General features: G+C 64.3%; 13 protein-coding genes. 7 read left to right on the forward strand and 6 right to left on the reverse strand.

Translation table 11 applies throughout. The features are described from left to right. Positions 1–379: 379 nt before the first annotated feature. Positions 380–1,285 carry an alpha/beta fold hydrolase gene (locus ACP15D_RS09250; RefSeq protein WP_424957234.1) on the reverse strand — a complete coding sequence of 302 codons (906 nt, stop codon included), beginning with the start codon at positions 1,283–1,285 and terminating at the stop codon, positions 380–382. Next, the gene (locus ACP15D_RS09255; protein ID WP_424957235.1) at positions 1,275–3,086 is read right to left on the reverse strand and encodes a carbamoyltransferase family protein; all 1,812 of its coding nucleotides are present in this window, start codon (positions 3,084–3,086) and stop codon (positions 1,275–1,277) included. The genes ACP15D_RS09250 and ACP15D_RS09255 overlap by 11 nt, the downstream gene beginning before the upstream one ends. Positions 3,087–3,314: 228 nt before the next feature. Between ACP15D_RS09255 and ACP15D_RS09260 the strand changes: the two genes are divergently transcribed. Further along, on the forward strand, positions 3,315–3,626 hold the full coding sequence (locus tag ACP15D_RS09260) for a hypothetical protein (RefSeq protein ID WP_072369053.1): 312 nt from the start codon (positions 3,315–3,317) through the stop codon (positions 3,624–3,626). A 210-nt stretch (positions 3,627–3,836) separates the two neighbouring features. Here the strand turns inward: ACP15D_RS09260 and ACP15D_RS09265 are convergent, their stop codons facing one another. After that, a complete protein-coding gene (locus ACP15D_RS09265; RefSeq protein ID WP_424957236.1) occupies positions 3,837–4,727 on the reverse strand; it encodes a LysR family transcriptional regulator in 891 nt (296 codons plus the stop codon). Between the two features lie 142 nt (positions 4,728–4,869). Here ACP15D_RS09265 and ACP15D_RS09270 point away from each other — a divergent pair, with 142 nt between their 5' ends. The 5 genes from ACP15D_RS09270 (at position 4,870) to ACP15D_RS09290 (ending at position 7,965) form a co-directional block, all read left to right on the forward strand. Then, on the forward strand, positions 4,870–5,559 hold the full coding sequence (locus tag ACP15D_RS09270) for an SDR family NAD(P)-dependent oxidoreductase (protein ID WP_424957237.1): 690 nt from the start codon (positions 4,870–4,872) through the stop codon (positions 5,557–5,559). 205 nt (positions 5,560–5,764) lie between these two features. Further along, positions 5,765–5,977, forward strand: a complete 213-nt coding sequence (locus ACP15D_RS09275) for a hypothetical protein (protein ID WP_072369054.1) — start codon at positions 5,765–5,767, stop codon at positions 5,975–5,977. A 95-nt stretch (positions 5,978–6,072) separates the two neighbouring features. Continuing rightward, the gene (gene fumC, locus ACP15D_RS09280; RefSeq protein WP_424957238.1) at positions 6,073–7,470 is read left to right on the forward strand and encodes a class II fumarate hydratase; all 1,398 of its coding nucleotides are present in this window, start codon (positions 6,073–6,075) and stop codon (positions 7,468–7,470) included. 32 nt (positions 7,471–7,502) lie between these two features. Beyond that, positions 7,503–7,697 carry a DUF4169 family protein gene (locus tag ACP15D_RS09285; RefSeq protein WP_424957239.1) on the forward strand — a complete coding sequence of 65 codons (195 nt, stop codon included), beginning with the start codon at positions 7,503–7,505 and terminating at the stop codon, positions 7,695–7,697. A gap of 1 nt (position 7,698) precedes the next feature. Further along, entirely contained in the window at positions 7,699–7,965 is a 267-nt protein-coding gene (locus ACP15D_RS09290) for a ribbon-helix-helix domain-containing protein (RefSeq protein WP_424957240.1), read from the forward strand. A gap of 14 nt (positions 7,966–7,979) precedes the next feature. On the opposite strand, the gene ACP15D_RS09295 is transcribed toward ACP15D_RS09290, so the two are convergent. Further along, a complete protein-coding gene (locus ACP15D_RS09295) occupies positions 7,980–11,936 on the reverse strand; it encodes an AsmA family protein (RefSeq protein WP_424957241.1) in 3,957 nt (1,318 codons plus the stop codon). A gap of 481 nt (positions 11,937–12,417) precedes the next feature. Here ACP15D_RS09295 and ACP15D_RS09300 point away from each other — a divergent pair, with 481 nt between their 5' ends. Further along, positions 12,418–14,856 (forward strand): ATP-dependent helicase, encoded by a 2,439-nt coding sequence (locus ACP15D_RS09300; protein WP_424959206.1) that lies wholly within the window; start codon positions 12,418–12,420, stop codon positions 14,854–14,856. Positions 14,857–14,885: 29 nt separating this feature from the next. On the opposite strand, the gene map is transcribed toward ACP15D_RS09300, so the two are convergent. Both map and ACP15D_RS09310 read right to left on the reverse strand, forming a co-directional pair. Continuing rightward, a complete protein-coding gene (gene map / locus ACP15D_RS09305) occupies positions 14,886–15,644 on the reverse strand; it encodes a type I methionyl aminopeptidase (protein ID WP_424957242.1) in 759 nt (252 codons plus the stop codon). Positions 15,645–15,788: 144 nt separating this feature from the next. Then, positions 15,789–17,132: a bifunctional folylpolyglutamate synthase/dihydrofolate synthase gene (locus tag ACP15D_RS09310; protein ID WP_424957243.1), complete on the reverse strand. Its 1,344-nt coding sequence runs from the start codon at positions 17,130–17,132 to the stop codon at positions 15,789–15,791. Between the last annotated feature and the right edge of the window lie 9 nt (positions 17,133–17,141).

Genomic DNA, 17,141 nt, shown 5'->3' on the forward strand with positions numbered 1-17,141 from the left:
ATTGAGATGCCCATGCCCGAAGCTGGACGCCCTCCGCAAACGCACTACGCCGCAACGCCGCGACGCCGTCGCAGCAGTTTCCGGCGACATCGAACTTGTTGTCGTGCGCTCAAGTGGTGCTGCCAGTCCGGTGCCGCACGCTACCGGCGCTCCGATGTGTGTGAGGCCCAAAGCCTCAGCCGGCTGCATCTCTCTCAATCGAATGGTTACCCGATGCTTGCCGGGCGCCGCTGCCGCGCAACGTCCGAGCGGGTCCGTTCAACTGCAAAGCGCTGCCAGGCACTGCGCCGTCAGCTCAATCGCCGCTGCTCACGCCCATGCATGAGCTCTGGATGGCATCTGCTTCCGCAGAACGCGTCCCATAGCCTTTGCGCCTCGTTCAGGCCGCGTTCTCAGAGAAAAACTGCGCCAGCAGCTGTCCAACCTGCTCTGGCTGCTCCTCACAAACGAAGTGCCCGCCGCCAACTTCGTGACCGCAGACGTTTTTGGCCCACGCGGACCAAGTCTTGAGCGGTTCCGAACGGGCAACACCGAATTCCGCGCTCCAGATCGCCATTAATGGCGCAGCGATCTTCGTGACGCCGCGATCCTTTTCGTCGAGCGCGCGGTCGACCAGCCAACCAGCCCGATAGTCCTCGCACGAAGCGTGAATCGTGGCTGGATCCACGAAGCATGCGACATAGTCGGCCATGTTTTCTCGGGCGAACGAGAACCCCCGCCCGGCCCAGTTCAGCATCGTCGTCCGCAGATAAAACTCCGCATCCCCCCCGATGAGCTGCTCTGGCAACGGATGCGGTCTGGCGAGGAAGTACCAATGGTACATCGCCATGGCGCCCTCCGCGGTCATCCGCGCCCAGACGTCGGCGGTAGGGATGATGTCGAGAACCGCTATCGCCGAAACCGCCTGAGGATGATCCAGCGCCAGCCGATACGCCACACGCCCACCGCGATCGTGCCCGGCCACCGCGAAGCGCTCGAACCCCAGCGCGGCCATGGTCGCAAGCTGGTCCTTGGCCATGGTGCGTTTCGCGTAGACGGTCTCTCCCCCATCCCCGGCGGGTTTGTCTGAGCGGCCATAGCCGCGCAGATCGGGAATGACCACCGTGAAGCGTTCCGCCAGCGCCGGAGCGACAGCCCGCCACATCACGCGCGTCTGCGGATACCCGTGCAGTAGCAGCAGCGGCGGCCCCGAGCCCCCGACGAGAGCATCGATCGTCACGCCCTCACCCGGCAGACGCCGGCGCTGAAACCCCGCGATCAGCCCCTCGGGAAGCTCAATCGGCATGCAGCCCGGTCCGCACCATCGTCGACACGTCCGTATACATGCCTAGGATCGGCGACAGCACCTTGTGCATCACGTTCTTCGAAACCAGCGTGTCGTGCAGCGCCAGGTAGTCGATGCCTGTGGTCAGGAAGCACTGCACCGCATCGCGCGGCGTCTCGACGATGGGCTCGCCCTTCACGTTGAACGAGGTGTTAAGCAACACCGGCACACCCGTCCGCGCCTCGAAAGCCTCCAGCAGCCGATAAAGCCGCTCGTTGCTCTCACGCCGCACTGTCTGCACCCGCGCGGTGCCATCGACATGCACGATTGCTGGGATGCGATCCCGCCACTCCGGCTTGACGTGCTTAGCCACCAGCATGAACGGAGACTCTTCCTCGCCCTCGAAAATCTCAGCCGCGCGCTCGGCGAGCACGATGGGTGCGAACGGGCGGAACGCCTGCCGGTGCTTCACGCGCTTGTTAAGGATGTCCTTCATCTCCGCCGTGCGCGGGTCGGCAATGATGCTGCGGTTACCGAGCGCGCGCGGACCGAACTCCGACCGCCCCTGGAACCAGCCGAACACCTTCCCTTCCGACAACAGCCGTGCCGTATCAGCGAAGATGTCCTCGCTCTTGTCGACCTGCGTCTCCAGGCGGGCCAACCCGGTCGTCAGCGCGCCCTCAATGTCCTTTTCCTCATACGACTTGCCGAAGTTCGCATGCGTGATGACGTACGACCGCTTGTTGCCCTGCAGATGCAGGTAGCCATAGTACGCGCAGCCGATAGCGATCCCGTCATCGCCGGCCGCCGGCTGTATCCAGACGTTCTCAAACCCCGACTCGCGCGCCAGCCGCCCATTGGCGACACAGTTGAGCCCGACGCCACCCGCGATGCACAGGTTCTTGGCGCCCGTCGTCTCGCGCAGCCACCGTGCACGCTCCAGCAGCACCGTCTCCGTGTCGTGCTGCACCCGCCAGGCGAGGTCCTCCCAGCCGGACCGGTTGCGGCTCTTCTCCCAATCCTGATCGATGTCCGGCAGCCACAGCTTGTTGAATGCCGCGGTCCACTGCGGCACGTCGAGGTTGCCGTTCTCGATGCTAAGCAGCGGCTGCACCCGGTCCGGCCGACCGTACGGGGCCAGCCCCATCACCTCGCCGCACTTATTCCAGTCGCCGAAAATGTAGCTCGACACCCGGCTATAGAGAGCGCCGAGCCCCGGCATGAAGAAAAACTCGTCGCTGAGAAAGCCGCGCGTCGGCTGCAGCCACACCTTCTTCAGCGTCGTCAGCTCCGAGTCCTTGAAGCTGTAATAGCTTTCCGATTCACGCGCCAAGGGCTCGACGCCTTCCGTCATCTGTCCCGGCTCGTGAACATCGCAAGCGTAGTTGCCGACCCCGTCGACAATCATCACCACGCCCTCATCGAACGGCGAGGCGGCGAAGGCGCTGTAAGCATGTGCGACGTGGTGCGAGACCGTGACGACCTTGTCCGACTTGGCGCGGTAGAGCGGATTTTTGCCGACCTGACGCCGCTCGCTCGTCGCGAGGAACTCCGGCACATCCTCGTACGCCAGCCGCTCCTCCATATCCTCGACGGGCAGCACGTAGCAGTTGCGCACGACGAGATCGACATCGCCTAGCTTAATGCCTTCTGCTTCAAGGCAATAGTCGACCACCTCCTGATAGAAGCCGGTCGCGTGCTTCTCGCGCGTGATGCGTTCCTTCGAGATCGCGTAGGCAATCTCGCCGTCGCGCAACAGACAAGCGCTGACATCATGATCGTAGGCATTGATTCCGAGAACGTACGCGTGCTTCTTCGACATCGACTTCTCGTTCCCTAGGCTCGGTTGAATCAAATTATTCGCAGACCAACCACTGTCACTGACATTGAGCTGGATTTTCGGCACGTCTCGCTTGGCAGCGCCAGCAAAAAGCGCAATACTGCCGCACTCTCAAGTCTACATGCCGGGGTGCCTTCCGAATTGGTCGGGTGGCGTCTTGCATTCTTGCTGAAGACCGCTGTCGCGGTGACTAAGGCCGGAGGCATTCGAATGGCAGATAACCTCGTTACGACAACAAAAAAAGTTGGATACGGACTGCGCACGCTAGGACAGGGCGTGCGCCGTGGTGTTGTTGCTGTCAGCGCCGCCGTCGCGATGATCGTGATCTATGGCATCGGCTCGGTCGGCAGTTATGGGCTCAGCCTTGCGGGTATCTCCGCGCTCTCGCTGGCCACGACCTCAACCCCGGCAAGCGCCCGTCGGCGTCGCCGCAGAGGTCCAGCAGTTTGGTATGGCCGCCGGCGCAGACGGCGGCGGTTCCGTCGGCGTCGCCGCGGCGGCGTCTACTTCTACTTCGGTTAAGCGACGGATACCTCATCCAGGGGATCTAACGTAGCGGCGCTTCTTCGCGAACAGTGCGATGGCGAGCGCCGCTACCTCGCAGGTATTCCGATGGGAAGGCTCGGGCGCCCGGGCCAAAGTCCCCGCTGGCTGTCGCCTTTCATCCTGCAGGTTCATCACGGGTTAGGCACCACACGTCGATGGCGGTGCATCGATGGACACGGCGTGATTCTAATCCCGCAAGTGAGGCTCTGACTCACCGGCCACCCCAAGTAGGTCGATGCACCATTGTGTGAACACGCTGACCTTTGCAGCCCGATGCCGTCGCGACGGGTAGATCGCGTAGAGCGGGAAGGTCTCGCCCGGCCAATCGGGGAAGAGCTCGACCAGCTTGCCCTGCTCTATCAGGCGCTGACTACCCAGCTGCATGATCTGGGCAATACCAGCACCTTCTTGGCAGGCGCCGATCATCGTCTCCACATCTGATACCATCAACCGGGCCGGTGGGCGTACTGGCACGACCTCAGCCCCGCGTCGAAACTCCCACGCGAAGGGACGGCCAGTGAGAGGATCCTGATAGTCGATGCACTCGTGATCGATGAGGTCACGTGGATGCGCCGGGCGTCCGTGCTCCGCCAGATAGCGAGGAGAGGACACGGTCAGTATCCGAGTCTCCAGCAGCTTGCGGACCGTGAAGCCCCTGACTGGCGGCTCGCCAAAACGCAGCGCCATGTCGAAGCCGTCCGCCACGAGATCACCGATCTGGTCGCGCATGATGAGTTCAAGCCGCAACGCGCGGTGGGCGCCAAGGAAACGTGCCAGATCGCGCGACAGCACAAGGCGCAACAGGAATGGATCGACGTTCACGCGCAGGCGGCCATGCACCCGCTCGGCGCTGCCCGCCGCATCCAGCGCAGCCTGCTCTATGCCATCGAGGTGCGGCCCGACCTGTTCCCAGAACCGGCGTCCTTCGTCAGTCAACCTCAGGGTACGCGTCGTACGGTCCAGCAAGCGCACGCCCACGCGCGCCTCTAGCCTCTGAATCGCGCGGCCGACGCCCGATTGCGTGAGGCCCAGGGCCTCCCCCGCGCGCGTCATCGTTCCCGCTTCGACGACCGCCATCAACACCGTTACGCCAGAAAGCAGTCTTCCATCATAAGGCGCGAATTCATGACCTCCAGTCCGCAATGTTATGACAGAACGGCGCTGCACTGGGAAGTATTGGTGCGCTAGAGGCATCGGAGAAACCCGGAAGGAGTATCCGATGGAGCAGCAGTCAACAGTTCTCGTCCTCGGCGCATCGCGCGGTCTCGGCCTTGCCCTGACTGAGGAATGGCTCTCGCGCGGGTGGCGCGTGATTGCCACGGTGCGAAGGCCTTCGGATCAACTAGACGCGCTTGCCGCCCGGTTCGCGGGCAGACTTGAGATCGAGAGTACCGACATTAACGACGCCGCCACCGTGCGCTCTCTTCGCCAGCGGCTGGAAGGGCGCGGTCTCGACGTCCTCTTCGTCAACGCCGGCATTGCCCGCGCGATCGAGGAGAGTCCGGTCAGCGCGGCCGAAGCCGACTTTCTCGACATGATGCTGACCAATGCCTTCTCGCCCGTGCGTTCGGTCGAATTGTTGCGCGATCTTGTGCCATCCGGCGGTACCATCGCCGTGATGACATCGGAGCTTGGCAGCATCGCGAACGCCAATGGTTCGTGGCAGCTCTATTCGTCCAGCAAGGCCGCGCTCAACATGCTCATGAAGGGCTATGCGGCACAGCACGCCGGCGACGGCCATGCGCTTCTGCTCGTCGCGCCGGGTTGGGTGCGGACCGAGATGGGCGGCGCGGACGCGTTACTGTCGATTGAGGAGAGCATTCCGCTGGTGGTCGACATGGTTGAAGCCAATCGCGGCAAGCCAGGCCTGCGCTATATCGATCGGTTCAACAGGCCACTTCCCTGGTAACCGCCGCAGAGTACAGACCGGGCGCAGCGCATCAGGGAAAAATTCGATCAGTTCTCGTCCTTAACGACCACCCGGCTCGTTAGCGATAGGTGATTTCGATGCGAACCGCCGCCAAGCCTGACGTTAGAGATGGGTTTCGCAGTGGCTCTTTTGGCCGCTGCACCGGCAGCTTTCCTCCTTCTCACACTCGGCCTATATTCCGGCCATGCAAGAACCCACCATAGATCGCGCCGCGATGGGCCGCCTCGCCAAAGCGCTCAGCTTCATTTGCGGCCCCCAGCACCCGACCACCATTGCCCTGCAGACCGCCTCCGACAGCGGCGCCGAGCGAGACATCAAGGCTGCACGCGCGGCATTCCTCAAGCTCAAGCCTTCCGATCGCAATTCGGCGCTTGCCATGCTGCGCGACGTCGACTGACTCCCGCCCAATCCCACCAACTGCCTGCTGCCCTCACGGCCTGAGAAGTGCTATGGCGGCGGCAATCTCCCACATTCGATATCTGGACTTTGCCGATGACAGCCAAGCAGACCCGCACCGAGACAGACACGTTCGGCCCCGTCGAAGTCGAATCCGACAAGTATTGGGGTGCCCAGGCCCAACGCTCGCTCGGCAACTTCAAGATCGGCTGGGAGAAGCAGCCGCTCCCCATCATCCGCGCCCTCGGCATCATCAAGCGCGCCGCCGCCGAGACCAACATGGCGCTCGGCCGCCTCGATCCGAAAATCGGCGACACCATCGTCAAGGCCGCACAGGAAGTGATGGAGGGCAAGCTCGATAGCCACTTCCCCCTCGCAGTCTGGCAGACGGGCTCCGGCACCCAGTCCAACATGAACGCTAACGAGGTGATCTCCAACCGCGCCATTGAAATGCTGGGCGGCGAGATGGGCTCCAAGAAGCCTGTGCACCCGAACGACCACGTCAACATGAGCCAGTCGTCGAACGACACGTATCCCACGGCCATGCACATCGCCTGCGCCGAGGAGATCGTCCATCGGCTGTTGCCAGCGCTGCAGAAGCTGCGCAATGCGCTCAACGACAAGGCGCAGGCCTGGAAGCACATCATCAAGATCGGCCGCACCCATACGCAGGACGCAACCCCGCTCACACTCGGCCAGGAGTTCTCCGGCTACACGCAGCAGGTTGAGAACGGCATCAAGCGTATCGAGCAAACGCTTCCCTCGCTGATGGAATTGGCTCAGGGCGGAACCGCTGTCGGCACCGGCCTCAATGCGCCCAAGGGCTTCGCCGAAAAGATCGCCGAGAGCATCGCCGCCATCACGCAGCTTCCGTTCACTTCGGCGCCCAACAAGTTCGAAGCGCTCGCCGCCCACGACGCCATGGTGATGACGCACGGGGCTATCAACACGCTCGCGGCCGGCCTGTTCAAGATTGCCAACGACATCCGCTTTCTGGGGTCGGGCCCGCGCTCCGGTCTCGGTGAGCTGGCGCTGCCCGAGAACGAGCCCGGCTCCTCCATCATGCCGGGCAAGGTCAATCCGACCCAGTGCGAAGCGATGACCCAGGTGTGCGTTCAGATCTTTGGCAATAACGCCGCCATCACGTTTGCCGACAGCCAGGGCCACTTCGAGCTCAACGTTTACAACCCGGTGATGGCCTATAACTTCCTCCAGTCGGTGCGACTGATGGCCGACGCCGCTGTCTCCTTCACTGACAATTGCGTTGTCGGCATCGAGCCGCGCGTAGACAACATCAAGGCGGGCCTCGAGCGCTCGCTCATGCTCGTCACCGCGCTCGCGCCCAAGATCGGCTACGACGCTGCCGCCAAAATCGCCAAGACCGCGCACAAGAACGGCACCACGTTGCGCGATGAAGCGGTCGGCGGCGGTTACGTCACCGACAAGGAGTTCGACGAGATCGTCGACCCCAGCAAGATGATCGGCCCGGACTAGTCCGCTTCACCTTCCCTTTTGGATTTCGAGCCATGACCGCCGAGATCATCAATCTGAGACGAGCACGCAAAGCCAAGCTGCGGCGTGAGGCGGAGGTGCTCGCCGACGAGAACCGCGCCAAGTTCGGCCGCTCCAAACACGAGCGCGAGGCAACCCGCGCCGAAGCCGAACTGAATGCCCGCCGGCTCGAAGCCATGCGCCGCGAGTCTGACGACCGGGAGACCTGACATGGCCACCGGCGTCGAGGCTCCGTCACTTCAACAGATGGCGCGTCCGTCGAAGCGCTCTTTCACCATCGGCGGCCATCGCACTTCCATTTCCATGGAAGCCCCATTCTGGGATGCGTTGCAGCAGGTGGCCGCGTTGGAGAATACCTCTCTCGCCGGCCTCGTAGCGACCATCGACAAGGCCCGCGGCGAAGCCGGGCTCTCGAGCGCCGTGCGCGTCTGGATCCTCGACTATTTTCGCCAGCGCGCGCTGCCGCCGCCGGTCTGATCCCGCCGCACTGATCAGTTCGTATTCATCAGGTTGCGCAGCACCTGTTCGTTCGGACGGACCTGTCGCTGCGGCTGTACGCGCCGCGGACGATACGCAGGAACCGGTTCGGCAGCAGGCGGAATGCTGCCGGCCTCAGTTGGGGCACCGAGCGCCGGATCCGCCGCCTGCGCAGCACCGAACGTCTGACCCTCCTGCCCTGGAGCGGGCGGCACCGAAAGGCCCGCAGCACTCGCACTGCTCGGCGGGATCGCCGGTGTCACGGGTCCGCTGCTCTGCTGCGTTGTCGAATCGGTCGGAGTCGCTGCCGCTGGCGGATCGGACGGCATCAGGCCGCCTTCAGCCGGTCCGGGGACCGGAGGAGCCGGCGTGCTTTCGTCGGACTCGAGCGCTTTTCTCCGCTCTTCATCGCGCTGTGCACGCTCTGCATCCGCCTTGTGCAGCCGTTCCAGTTGGTCGGCATCGAGTTCCATCTTGCGGATCGCCAGCTCGCGCTCCAGCGGCTCCACCGTGATGCGCTGATCGAGAGTCCACAGGTTGGCGAGCGCACCGGTGTAGACGACACCGACACTAGGCAATGCCCCATGGCGTGGCTTCTCCGCCTGCGGCACATCCGGCCCGCGCGGCTCGACAACCCAGGCGCTGTCCACCATCAGCGAAGCAAGGTCGACAGTCGTCTCGACCTTTGTCTTTCCCGCGTCGGATTCCAGCGTCACCAGCGCGAGCTTGGCCGCGCCGTCCGCAATGTCGATGGCTACCGTCCTCGGGCCGATTTTCACTTTGTTGGCGTCGATCTGACTGCGCAGAGCGCTTGCAAGCGCTTCGCCGCTGCCGCCAGCATCGCCGCTCAGCACAGCTTCGGAGGTTGTCACGACCGCCAGCGGCGTCGGCGCCGCCACGGCAATGTCGCCCAGTTGCAGCTCACCCTTGCCGCTCACCACCGAAACGAGCGCACCAGGCGTCGACGCATGCCCGGAGAACTCCAGCGCCAGCGATGCCTTCTGATCCTTCACGCCGTCGGCCGCCTGCCCCGGCTGCACCGCACGCACCTGCATGTCGCCTATGCGCACGTTTGCCTTGAGGCTCGCGCCGCCCGGCGCCCGATCGAGCGCGACGTTGGCTGTCATGTCCCCGCCCAGCACTTTGCCGGCAAGGTTGCTGATTGCGATTTTCCCCGGGGCCAGTTCGACTTCGGCCTTGGCCTTCGCAACGGCCATTTTCTCCGTCAGCACCAGACTGCCGAAGGTGACGTTGAGCTTACCTTCGACACCATCGAGCGCAGCGAAGTCGAAGGCATGCTCAGGCCAGATGGTCTTGCCTGCCGCAAGCGGCTCGGCGCCGGGCGCTTCGGCCACCTCCTGCCGATCGAGCACGAATGCCAGCAATCCCGGAATGGTCGCTTGATCGACATCGAGCGCACCGGTGACGATGGCCGCACCCTCGCTCGGATAAGAAAGCGCAACCGCGCCCGATACCTTGCTGCCGCCGAGCGTCAGCCGCTCCGGATGCAGCTCGAAGGTATGATCGCTCGAGACGACGCGCATCGAGCCGTTGACCGCGATCTGCTCCAACGACGTGCCGCCACCGAGGCCGGCAACCTCCATCACGTCGGCCAGACCGTTGGCCGCAACGCGCAGTTCGCCGTCGAGACCGCGCTGACCATCTGCTGGCAGTGTTACGCGCCCATCGTAGCCCAGGAACAGGTTTGGCGCCTTCACCGATGCCGTCGCCGTCATGCCGCTGAGGCCGGTGCCAACAGCCTTGAAGAATATCTCGCCCGCGATCGGAGTGGCTTTAGAGCGTACGACGGACGGACGCCCGCTCATCGCTTCCCACGCTGCTCCGACATCCGCGCTGTTGACGGTCGCGGTGACATCCGCCGGGCCCGCCCGCCATCCATCGAGACCGCCATCGAGAAGCGCGCTCATCACCAGCCGCCCGCCGCTTTGCACGCTGCCATCGATGGAGACATCTGCCGACTGCGGCAGGCGCCTGCCAAGCTCGACGGAGCCCGCGAGACGCAATGGCGTAAGCGCGGAAAGCGCGTCTGCCTGGCGGCGCGTTTCATCATCAAGATCGAACAGTGCCACCAGCGTGCCGAACGCCTCCTTACTCGGCGCCGCGATGGTCCAGTGCAGCGACCCGCGCGGATCTTTCATCGTCTCCGCGACGCTGCCATCGATCTCCACGTTGAGGTCGTTGTCGGACGCGAAGGCCGCGCGCCGCACATCGAGACGACCGCCATTGATGCCGATGTCCATGTCGACGTCGCGCAGCCGGTCCTTGCCCGCCAGCAGCGAGCCAGCGCGCAGCCGCAGCTGAACATCAGTCGCAGCCGGATCCAGCCAGGCGAATTTCGCCTTTTCCGGCGCGGCGTCTGCCTCGCCGCCGGCCAGCACGCGCTTCAGCCCAGCGATCCCGGCAGGCCACAACTCCCCAGCGTCGATCTCGACGCCTTCGAGCGCCAGCTCGAAGCGCGGTCTCTCTTTCTTGCTGTAATGCACTGCGCCTGTCATCGCGCGTCCGCCGATCTCGGCGCCCGCGTCGGTCAGGTCGATGGCGTTCTCGCTCAAGGCGAGATCGCCCTGCAATGAGAATGGCCCCTCGTTACGCACCGCCTCGGCGACGGCTTTGTCCTTCACCGCCCAGTTCAGGAAGCGGGCCAGACTGGTCCCATACAGCGTCAGGTCCCCCCTGAACGCCTGGCTCTTCGCACCCGCCGCATCGACCGCGCCATCCAGCGCAATGCGCGCGCCGCCCGGCAGTCCTGCGCGCAGGTTCCTAACCCCTAGCACGCCACCGTTGCGCATCACCTCGAGCTTGATGTCGCTCACCGCCTCGCCACCGAGCGTTGCCTGATCGAGATCAAAGGCAACACGGCTGTCCGCGTTCTTCGGCAGCGCTTCCATCATCGCAAGGATGAAGCTGCGCGCGGTCTCGAACGGTGCACCCGCCGCCGACGGCTTCGCCACCCGGTCGAGGTCGAGCCAACGCGACGACAGCCCCATGTCGATCTTCAAAGCGTCGGTCCAGGTGGCTGTTGCCGAGCCTGCAATGAGCTGCGGCTGACCGATATGCTCGAACGAAAGCGCAATATCGTCGACACGCAGACCTTCGGCATTACCGTCGATCCGCGCCTTGAAATCGACGAGCGGCGCCTCCGCCTTGCCGCCCGGAACCGCCGGCGCGGACGTCAGCGCCGCTTCGTCCGGAGACAACGTCAACTTGGCCGTAATGTCACCGTCAACCCGCGGCCTGCCCTTGGCATCCTGCAGGCGCCCATCGATCGCATAAAGATTGGAGCCCGCGCCCGTGCCACGGACCGTCGCCTTGAACCGGATGCTCCCGTCGGCATCAGCCGCGCCGGTTGCAATGCGCACATCGCGCGCGCCGTCATCCCAGACGGCGACGCCCTTGAACGAGAATGGCCCTTCGATCGATTCGGCTTTCAGCTCGCCATTGAGGCCGCCGACCTCGGCGAACCCGATACCTTTCGGCCCATGCAGCGCGATCGTGCCGTCGTTGATCTTCACCGATTGCAGCGTGACTCCCGCCGGAACGAACGGCAGCGACCCAGGCGCAATCGAGAAGCTGCTCCAGTTGCCCTGGCCATTCGCATCGACCGCGAGCCGCACGAATGGCTTCTCGAGAACGATTTCGTTCGCTTCGATCACGCCCTTGAGCAGCGGCGGCGCCGACAAGCGCATAGTGAAGCTCTCGGCGCGGAAAAACGGCTCACCGGTCGAACCGGTCGGATCGGCGATGCGCAGCTTCTCGAAGCTGACGTAGGGCGAAGGCAGGAAGCGCACGTTGACGTCCCCGCCGACGCGGACCTCGCGCCCCAGGATGCGCGTTGCCTCTTCCTCGAACACGCCCCGATACCCATTCCAATCGACGAAATAAGGAACGGCGAACAGCGCGGCGAGGGCGAGCGAGATCAGCCCCGCGATATAAAGAAGCCCGTTGCTCATCTAACCTTTCAGGTACCGAATCGGTATTCGGCCCTCTCTCAAAGCAGCGTGGAGCGCACCGCCCCACAGTCCACCGGTCGGTCCCCAACAAGCCAGCAGGGCACGCGCGAGCAAATCCGGCCCGCCGCACCCCCCAGGTTTGCGCGCACTCTAGCTTATTCGCGCTCGTCAGTCTTGATCGCGATCGGAGCACAATCACACGTCAGCGCAACAGAAAAATGGCGCATAGCCAAGACTGGAAGGCGCCTCATACCGCCCAAACATTGGGCGCAAAGGACCCATATGGCGGCTATGTCCGCTGGTCCCCATATCTGATGTGAGTTGCGCGACCGCGGGCGTTGCCCGCAGAGGCCGGGTGCTGTAGTCCGAAACCATGGTGCACACGAGAAAACATTTGGCGAACGCGGCATCTTCGGAGGACGCGGACGAGTTGCCGTTCGACCTGCCGGCAGCCCCCGTCCAGACTACGTCTGCAGCGCCGATGAACGACACCGACGAACCCCCGTTCGATCTTCCCCAAGCAACGCCGCCGGCGCCCGCGCCTTCTGCACCGCGGCAATCGATCTCCGCCCGCGCCCTGCAAAGCGCAGGCGTCGCGCCACTGGCCGCCGCGCCCTATCTTGATGGCCTCAATCCCGAGCAGCGCGCCGCCGTCGAAGCCGTCGATGGACCCGTACTCGTCCTCGCCGGGGCGGGCACCGGCAAAACCCGCGTGCTCACGACGCGCATTGCCCACATCCTCGCCACCGGCCGCGCCTATCCCGGCCAGATGCTCGCCGTAACCTTCACCAACAAAGCCGCCCGTGAGATGAAGGAGCGCATCGGCCTCCTCGTCGGCGGCGCCGTCGAAGGCATGCCCTGGCTCGGCACCTTCCACTCCATCGGCGTCAAGATCCTGCGCCGCCACGCCGAACTTGTCGGCCTGAAATCCGGCTTTACCATCCTCGACACCGACGACCAGATCCGCCTCCTGAAGCAGGTGATCGAGGCCGAGAAACTCGATAAGGACCGCTGGCCCGCGCGCCAGCTCGCTGGCCTAATCGACAGCTGGAAAAACCGCGGTCTGACGCCCGACAAAGTCCCCGCGGGCGAGGCCTATGGCTTTGCGGCCGGCAAAGGTGCCCAACTCTACGCCGCCTACCAGCAGCGTCTCAAAGAACTGAACGCCTGCGACTTCGGCGATCTGCTGCTGGAGAACCTGCGCCTCTTCACGCAGCACCCAGATGTACTCGCCGACTACCAGCGCCGCTTCCGCTACATCCTCGTCGACGAGTATCAGGACACAAACGTCGCGCAGTACCTCTGGCTGCGCCTCCTCGCCCAGGGCTCTCCCAACATCTGCTGCGTCGGCGACGACGATCAGTCGATCTACGGCTGGCGCGGCGCCGAGGTCGATAACATCCTGCGCTTCGACAAGGACTTCCCCGGCGCGACCGTCATTCGCCTGGAGCGCAACTATCGCTCCACCGGACACATCCTCGGCGCCGCCTCCGGCCTCATCACCGCCAACACCGGACGCCTCGGCAAAACCCTCTTCACCGATGGTGACCTTGGCACCAAGGTTGCCGTCACCGCCGTATGGGACGACGAGGAAGAAGCCCGCACCATCGGCGACGACATCGAAGCGATGCAAAAGCACTCGAACCAACCGCTCAACGAAGTGGCGATCCTCGTACGCGCCTCGTTCCAGATGCGCGCCTTCGAAGACCGCTTCATCACCATGGGCATGCCCTACCGCGTTATCGGCGGCCCGCGCTTCTATGAGCGCCAGGAAATCAAGGACGCCATCGCCTACCTCGAAATCACCGCCAATCCCTCGAACGATCTGAAGTTCGAGCGCATCGTCAACGTCCCCAAGCGCGGCATCGGCGATACCTCCGTCAAGCGCGTACACGAGCTCGCCCGCGCCCGCTCCATGCCGATGTATCAGGCCGCACAGCTAATGGCCGAAACCGAGGAGCTTCCCGGCAAGGCGCGCAAGGCTTTGGCCGATCTCGTCGCCAGCTTCGAGCGTTGGCGCGGCCAGATCCGCACCATGAAGCACACCGAGCTTGCCGAGCTGATCCTTGATGAGTCCGGCTACACCGCCATGTGGCAGGCAGACAAAAGCCCTCAGGCTCAGTCGCGCCTGGAAAACCTGAAAGAGCTCGTGCGCTTCATGCACGAGTTCGAAACGCTCGAAGGCTTCCTCGAGCACGTCAGCCTCGTCATGGACGTCGACCAGGCTGGCGACGGCGAGCGCGTCTCACTGATGACGCTGCACGCCGCCAAGGGCCTCGAGTTCGAGATCGTCTTTCTGCCCGGCTGGGAGGAAGGCCTCTTCCCGCATCAGCGCTCTCTCGACGAAAGCGGCCAGGCCGGTCTCGAAGAAGAGCGCCGCCTCGCCTACGTCGGCATTACGCGTGCAAAACGCATCGCCAAGGTTTCCTTCGCCCAGAACCGCCGCAACCGCGGGCTCTATCAATCTGCGCTGCCTTCGCGCTTCGTCGACGAGTTGCCCGAAGCTCACGTCGAGGTGACGGAAGCCAAGATGCCTTTCGGCGGCGCCTACCAAAACTTCGGCGGCACCTTCGGCCGCTCCGGCTATGCGAAGAGCCGCTTCGACGAAGCCGAGCCGTTCGAGGGCCATTACGACACGCCCGGCTGGCAGCGGGCGCAGGAGCGCGTCAAGGAACGTACCCACGCTGAGCAAAAAAAATGGAGCCCGTCCGATCATCGCAAGAAGCGCGGGCCCCTTACCATCGAGGGTGAGCTTGTCGCTTCTTCTTCAGAGCCCGCGACCTACAAGCGCGGCGAGCGTGTGCTGCATCAGAAGTTCGGCCTCGGCACCGTCACCGACGTCGACGGCAACAAGCTGACCATCGAGTTCGACGCCGCCGGCCGCAAACGCGTCGTCGACAGCTTCGTCGACCGCGCCTGATTGCTTCACAAGACTTCGGGTGCCGATAGCTAGCCCGGCAAGGTGACGACCAAAGGCCCGTTGTGAGTCGCAACCACGGTATGCTCGTACTGCACCGTCGGCGCCCTCGGGCTGCCAAAGAGCGTCCACGCATCTCCAGCGGGCCCGCCATCCTCCGCCCACTCCGCACCCAACGACAAAAATGGCTCGACCGTGAAGACGAGCCCTTCATTCATGATCCGCCGCTCGGATGCATCGAACCAAGTCGCAATCTCTGTCGGCTCCTCGTGCAACGAATGCCCGACGCCGTGGCTGGCGAGGTTCTGAACGAGCGTGTAGCGGTTGCGGCGTGCGAATGCGCCGATCGCCTTTCCGATGCCACCGAGCGGCTTATCGGCACCGACCTGCCTGATACCGGTCCACATCGCTCGCCGTCCATCGCGACACAGCCGCTCGATCGATTTGGAAACCGGCGGCACAGCGAATGATGCACCCGTATCCGCGAAAACGCCGTCCTTCTGCGCGGAAACGTCGATGTTGATCAGGTCGCCTTTGGCAATCCGACGCTCACCCGGTATGCCGTGCGCGATCTCCTCGTTGACGCTGATGCACGTCGCCCCAGGGAAGCCGTAGCAGAGCTCGGGAGCAGAGGTAGCCCCTGCCCTCTCCAGCAGAGCTCGGCCAAGCGCGTCCAGCTCGCCCGTGGTCATTCCTGGCTCGATCGCAGCACCCATCGCAGCGAGCGTGTTCGCCACAACGCGGCCAATCCCCTTCAGTCGATCGAGCTCTTCTTCGTTTGAAATCGTCATCCGCTGCCCCGCATTGGCCACTGAACCCCAGCTCCGGTCGCCGCGAAGCGGCAAGGCGCCAACGGCGCCCGGCGCGAGCGCCGGCCATCAGCTTGCGAGCGAAAAGCCGCAATCAAAGCTTCTCTCAGCCCGTGTCAGCACACTTCAATTAGCCTGCGGCTCGACGCCTTCCTGCAGGCCGAGCACGTGGCCGGCAAGATAGAGCGATCCGCAGATCATCACCCGCTTTGGCCCGGCCTCTACCGCATCCGTGCGCTTCAGCGCAGCGATGATGTCATTGGCGCTTTCGGCATCGAGGCCCACTTCGCGCGCGGTCTCCGCCAGCGTCTCCGGCGCATGCGGCGCCTCATGCGCACCGGGGATCGGCACCGTAATCACGTGTCGCGCAAGCCCGCGGAACGGCGCCAGGAACCCGGCCGCATCCTTCAGCCCCATCATCCCGACGATGAGATGCAGCGGCTTTGGCGAGCGCTCTTCGAGATCGGCCAGCGTCTGCGCCAGCGCGCGCCCCGCCGCCGGATTGTGCCCGCCGTCGAGCCAGAGTTCTACGCCCGGACGCAGCAGCGACGGCAGCGGCCCGCTGTCGAGACGCTGCATCCGCGCCGGCCAGCGTGCGCCCGTCAATCCCTGCTCGATTGCGCGTTCGCCTATGCCAAGGTGCGGCAGCATAGCGGCAAGCCGCAGCGCCGCGGCAACCGCCGTGCCCGCGTTCACCACCTGATGACAGCCGACCAGTGATGGCAGCGGCAGGTCGAGCAGCAGATCTTCCGACTGCACGACGAGACGCCCGCGCTGCTCGTAAGCGTCGAAGTGCTCGCCCCAAACGATCAGCGGCGCGCCAACCCTCAGCGCCTCCGCGCGGATAACATCCTCGGCCTCGGGGTCCTGCTGCGCGATCACCGCCGGCACACCATTGCGCAAGATACCGGCCTTCTCAGCTGCGATCTTGCCGAGAGTCGCGCCGAGCTTCTCCGCATGATCGAGCGAAATGGGCGTGATCACATCCAGCGCCGGCCGCTCGACCACGTTCGTCGCATCGAGCCGCCCGCCAAGCCCGACTTCGAGCAGCAGCACGTCGGCAGGATTCTCCGCGAACGCGAGGAACGCCGCCGCCGTCGTGATCTCGAACTGCGTGATGTCGTCATGGCCGTTGACCGCCTGCGCGCGGGTCAGCACATCGACCAGCTCAGCTTCGCCGATCGGCGCCGCCTTGCCGTCCGCCCCGGCGAGTTCGATGCGCTCGTGGAAGCGAACGAGATGTGGCGACGTATAGACATGCACGCGCGCACCCGCCGCCTCCAGCATCGCCTTGAGATACGCGGTAACCGAGCCCTTGCCGTTGGTTCCCGCAACATGCACGACCGGCGGCAGATTCTTGTGCGGATCGCCGAGCTTTGCGAGCAGCCGCTCGACCCGGCCGAGCGATAGATCGATCAGCAGCGGGTGCAACAACTTCATTTCGGCGAGGAGCTTTGCGCTCGTCGGCATGGGGCCCTC

Origin of the sequence: Hyphomicrobium sp. 1Nfss2.1 (genome assembly GCF_965243865.1) — a bacterium.
Classification (GTDB): Bacteria; Pseudomonadota; Alphaproteobacteria; order Rhizobiales; family Hyphomicrobiaceae; genus Hyphomicrobium_A.

Coding starts and splice junctions, on each gene's coding strand:
- ACP15D_RS09250 (WP_424957234.1), bottom strand. CDS start 1,285: ATGCCGATTGAGCTTCCCGAGGGGCTGATCGCGGGGTTTCAGCGCCGG.
- ACP15D_RS09255 (WP_424957235.1), bottom strand. CDS start 3,086: ATGTCGAAGAAGCACGCGTACGTTCTCGGAATCAATGCCTACGATCAT.
- ACP15D_RS09260 (WP_072369053.1), top strand. CDS start 3,315: ATGGCAGATAACCTCGTTACGACAACAAAAAAAGTTGGATACGGACTG.
- ACP15D_RS09265 (WP_424957236.1), bottom strand. CDS start 4,727: ATGGCGGTCGTCGAAGCGGGAACGATGACGCGCGCGGGGGAGGCCCTG.
- ACP15D_RS09270 (WP_424957237.1), top strand. CDS start 4,870: ATGGAGCAGCAGTCAACAGTTCTCGTCCTCGGCGCATCGCGCGGTCTC.
- ACP15D_RS09275 (WP_072369054.1), top strand. CDS start 5,765: ATGCAAGAACCCACCATAGATCGCGCCGCGATGGGCCGCCTCGCCAAA.
- fumC (WP_424957238.1), top strand. CDS start 6,073: ATGACAGCCAAGCAGACCCGCACCGAGACAGACACGTTCGGCCCCGTC.
- ACP15D_RS09285 (WP_424957239.1), top strand. CDS start 7,503: ATGACCGCCGAGATCATCAATCTGAGACGAGCACGCAAAGCCAAGCTG.
- ACP15D_RS09290 (WP_424957240.1), top strand. CDS start 7,699: ATGGCCACCGGCGTCGAGGCTCCGTCACTTCAACAGATGGCGCGTCCG.
- ACP15D_RS09295 (WP_424957241.1), bottom strand. CDS start 11,936: ATGAGCAACGGGCTTCTTTATATCGCGGGGCTGATCTCGCTCGCCCTC.
- ACP15D_RS09300 (WP_424959206.1), top strand. CDS start 12,418: ATGAACGACACCGACGAACCCCCGTTCGATCTTCCCCAAGCAACGCCG.
- map (WP_424957242.1), bottom strand. CDS start 15,644: ATGACGATTTCAAACGAAGAAGAGCTCGATCGACTGAAGGGGATTGGC.
- ACP15D_RS09310 (WP_424957243.1), bottom strand. CDS start 17,132: ATGCCGACGAGCGCAAAGCTCCTCGCCGAAATGAAGTTGTTGCACCCG.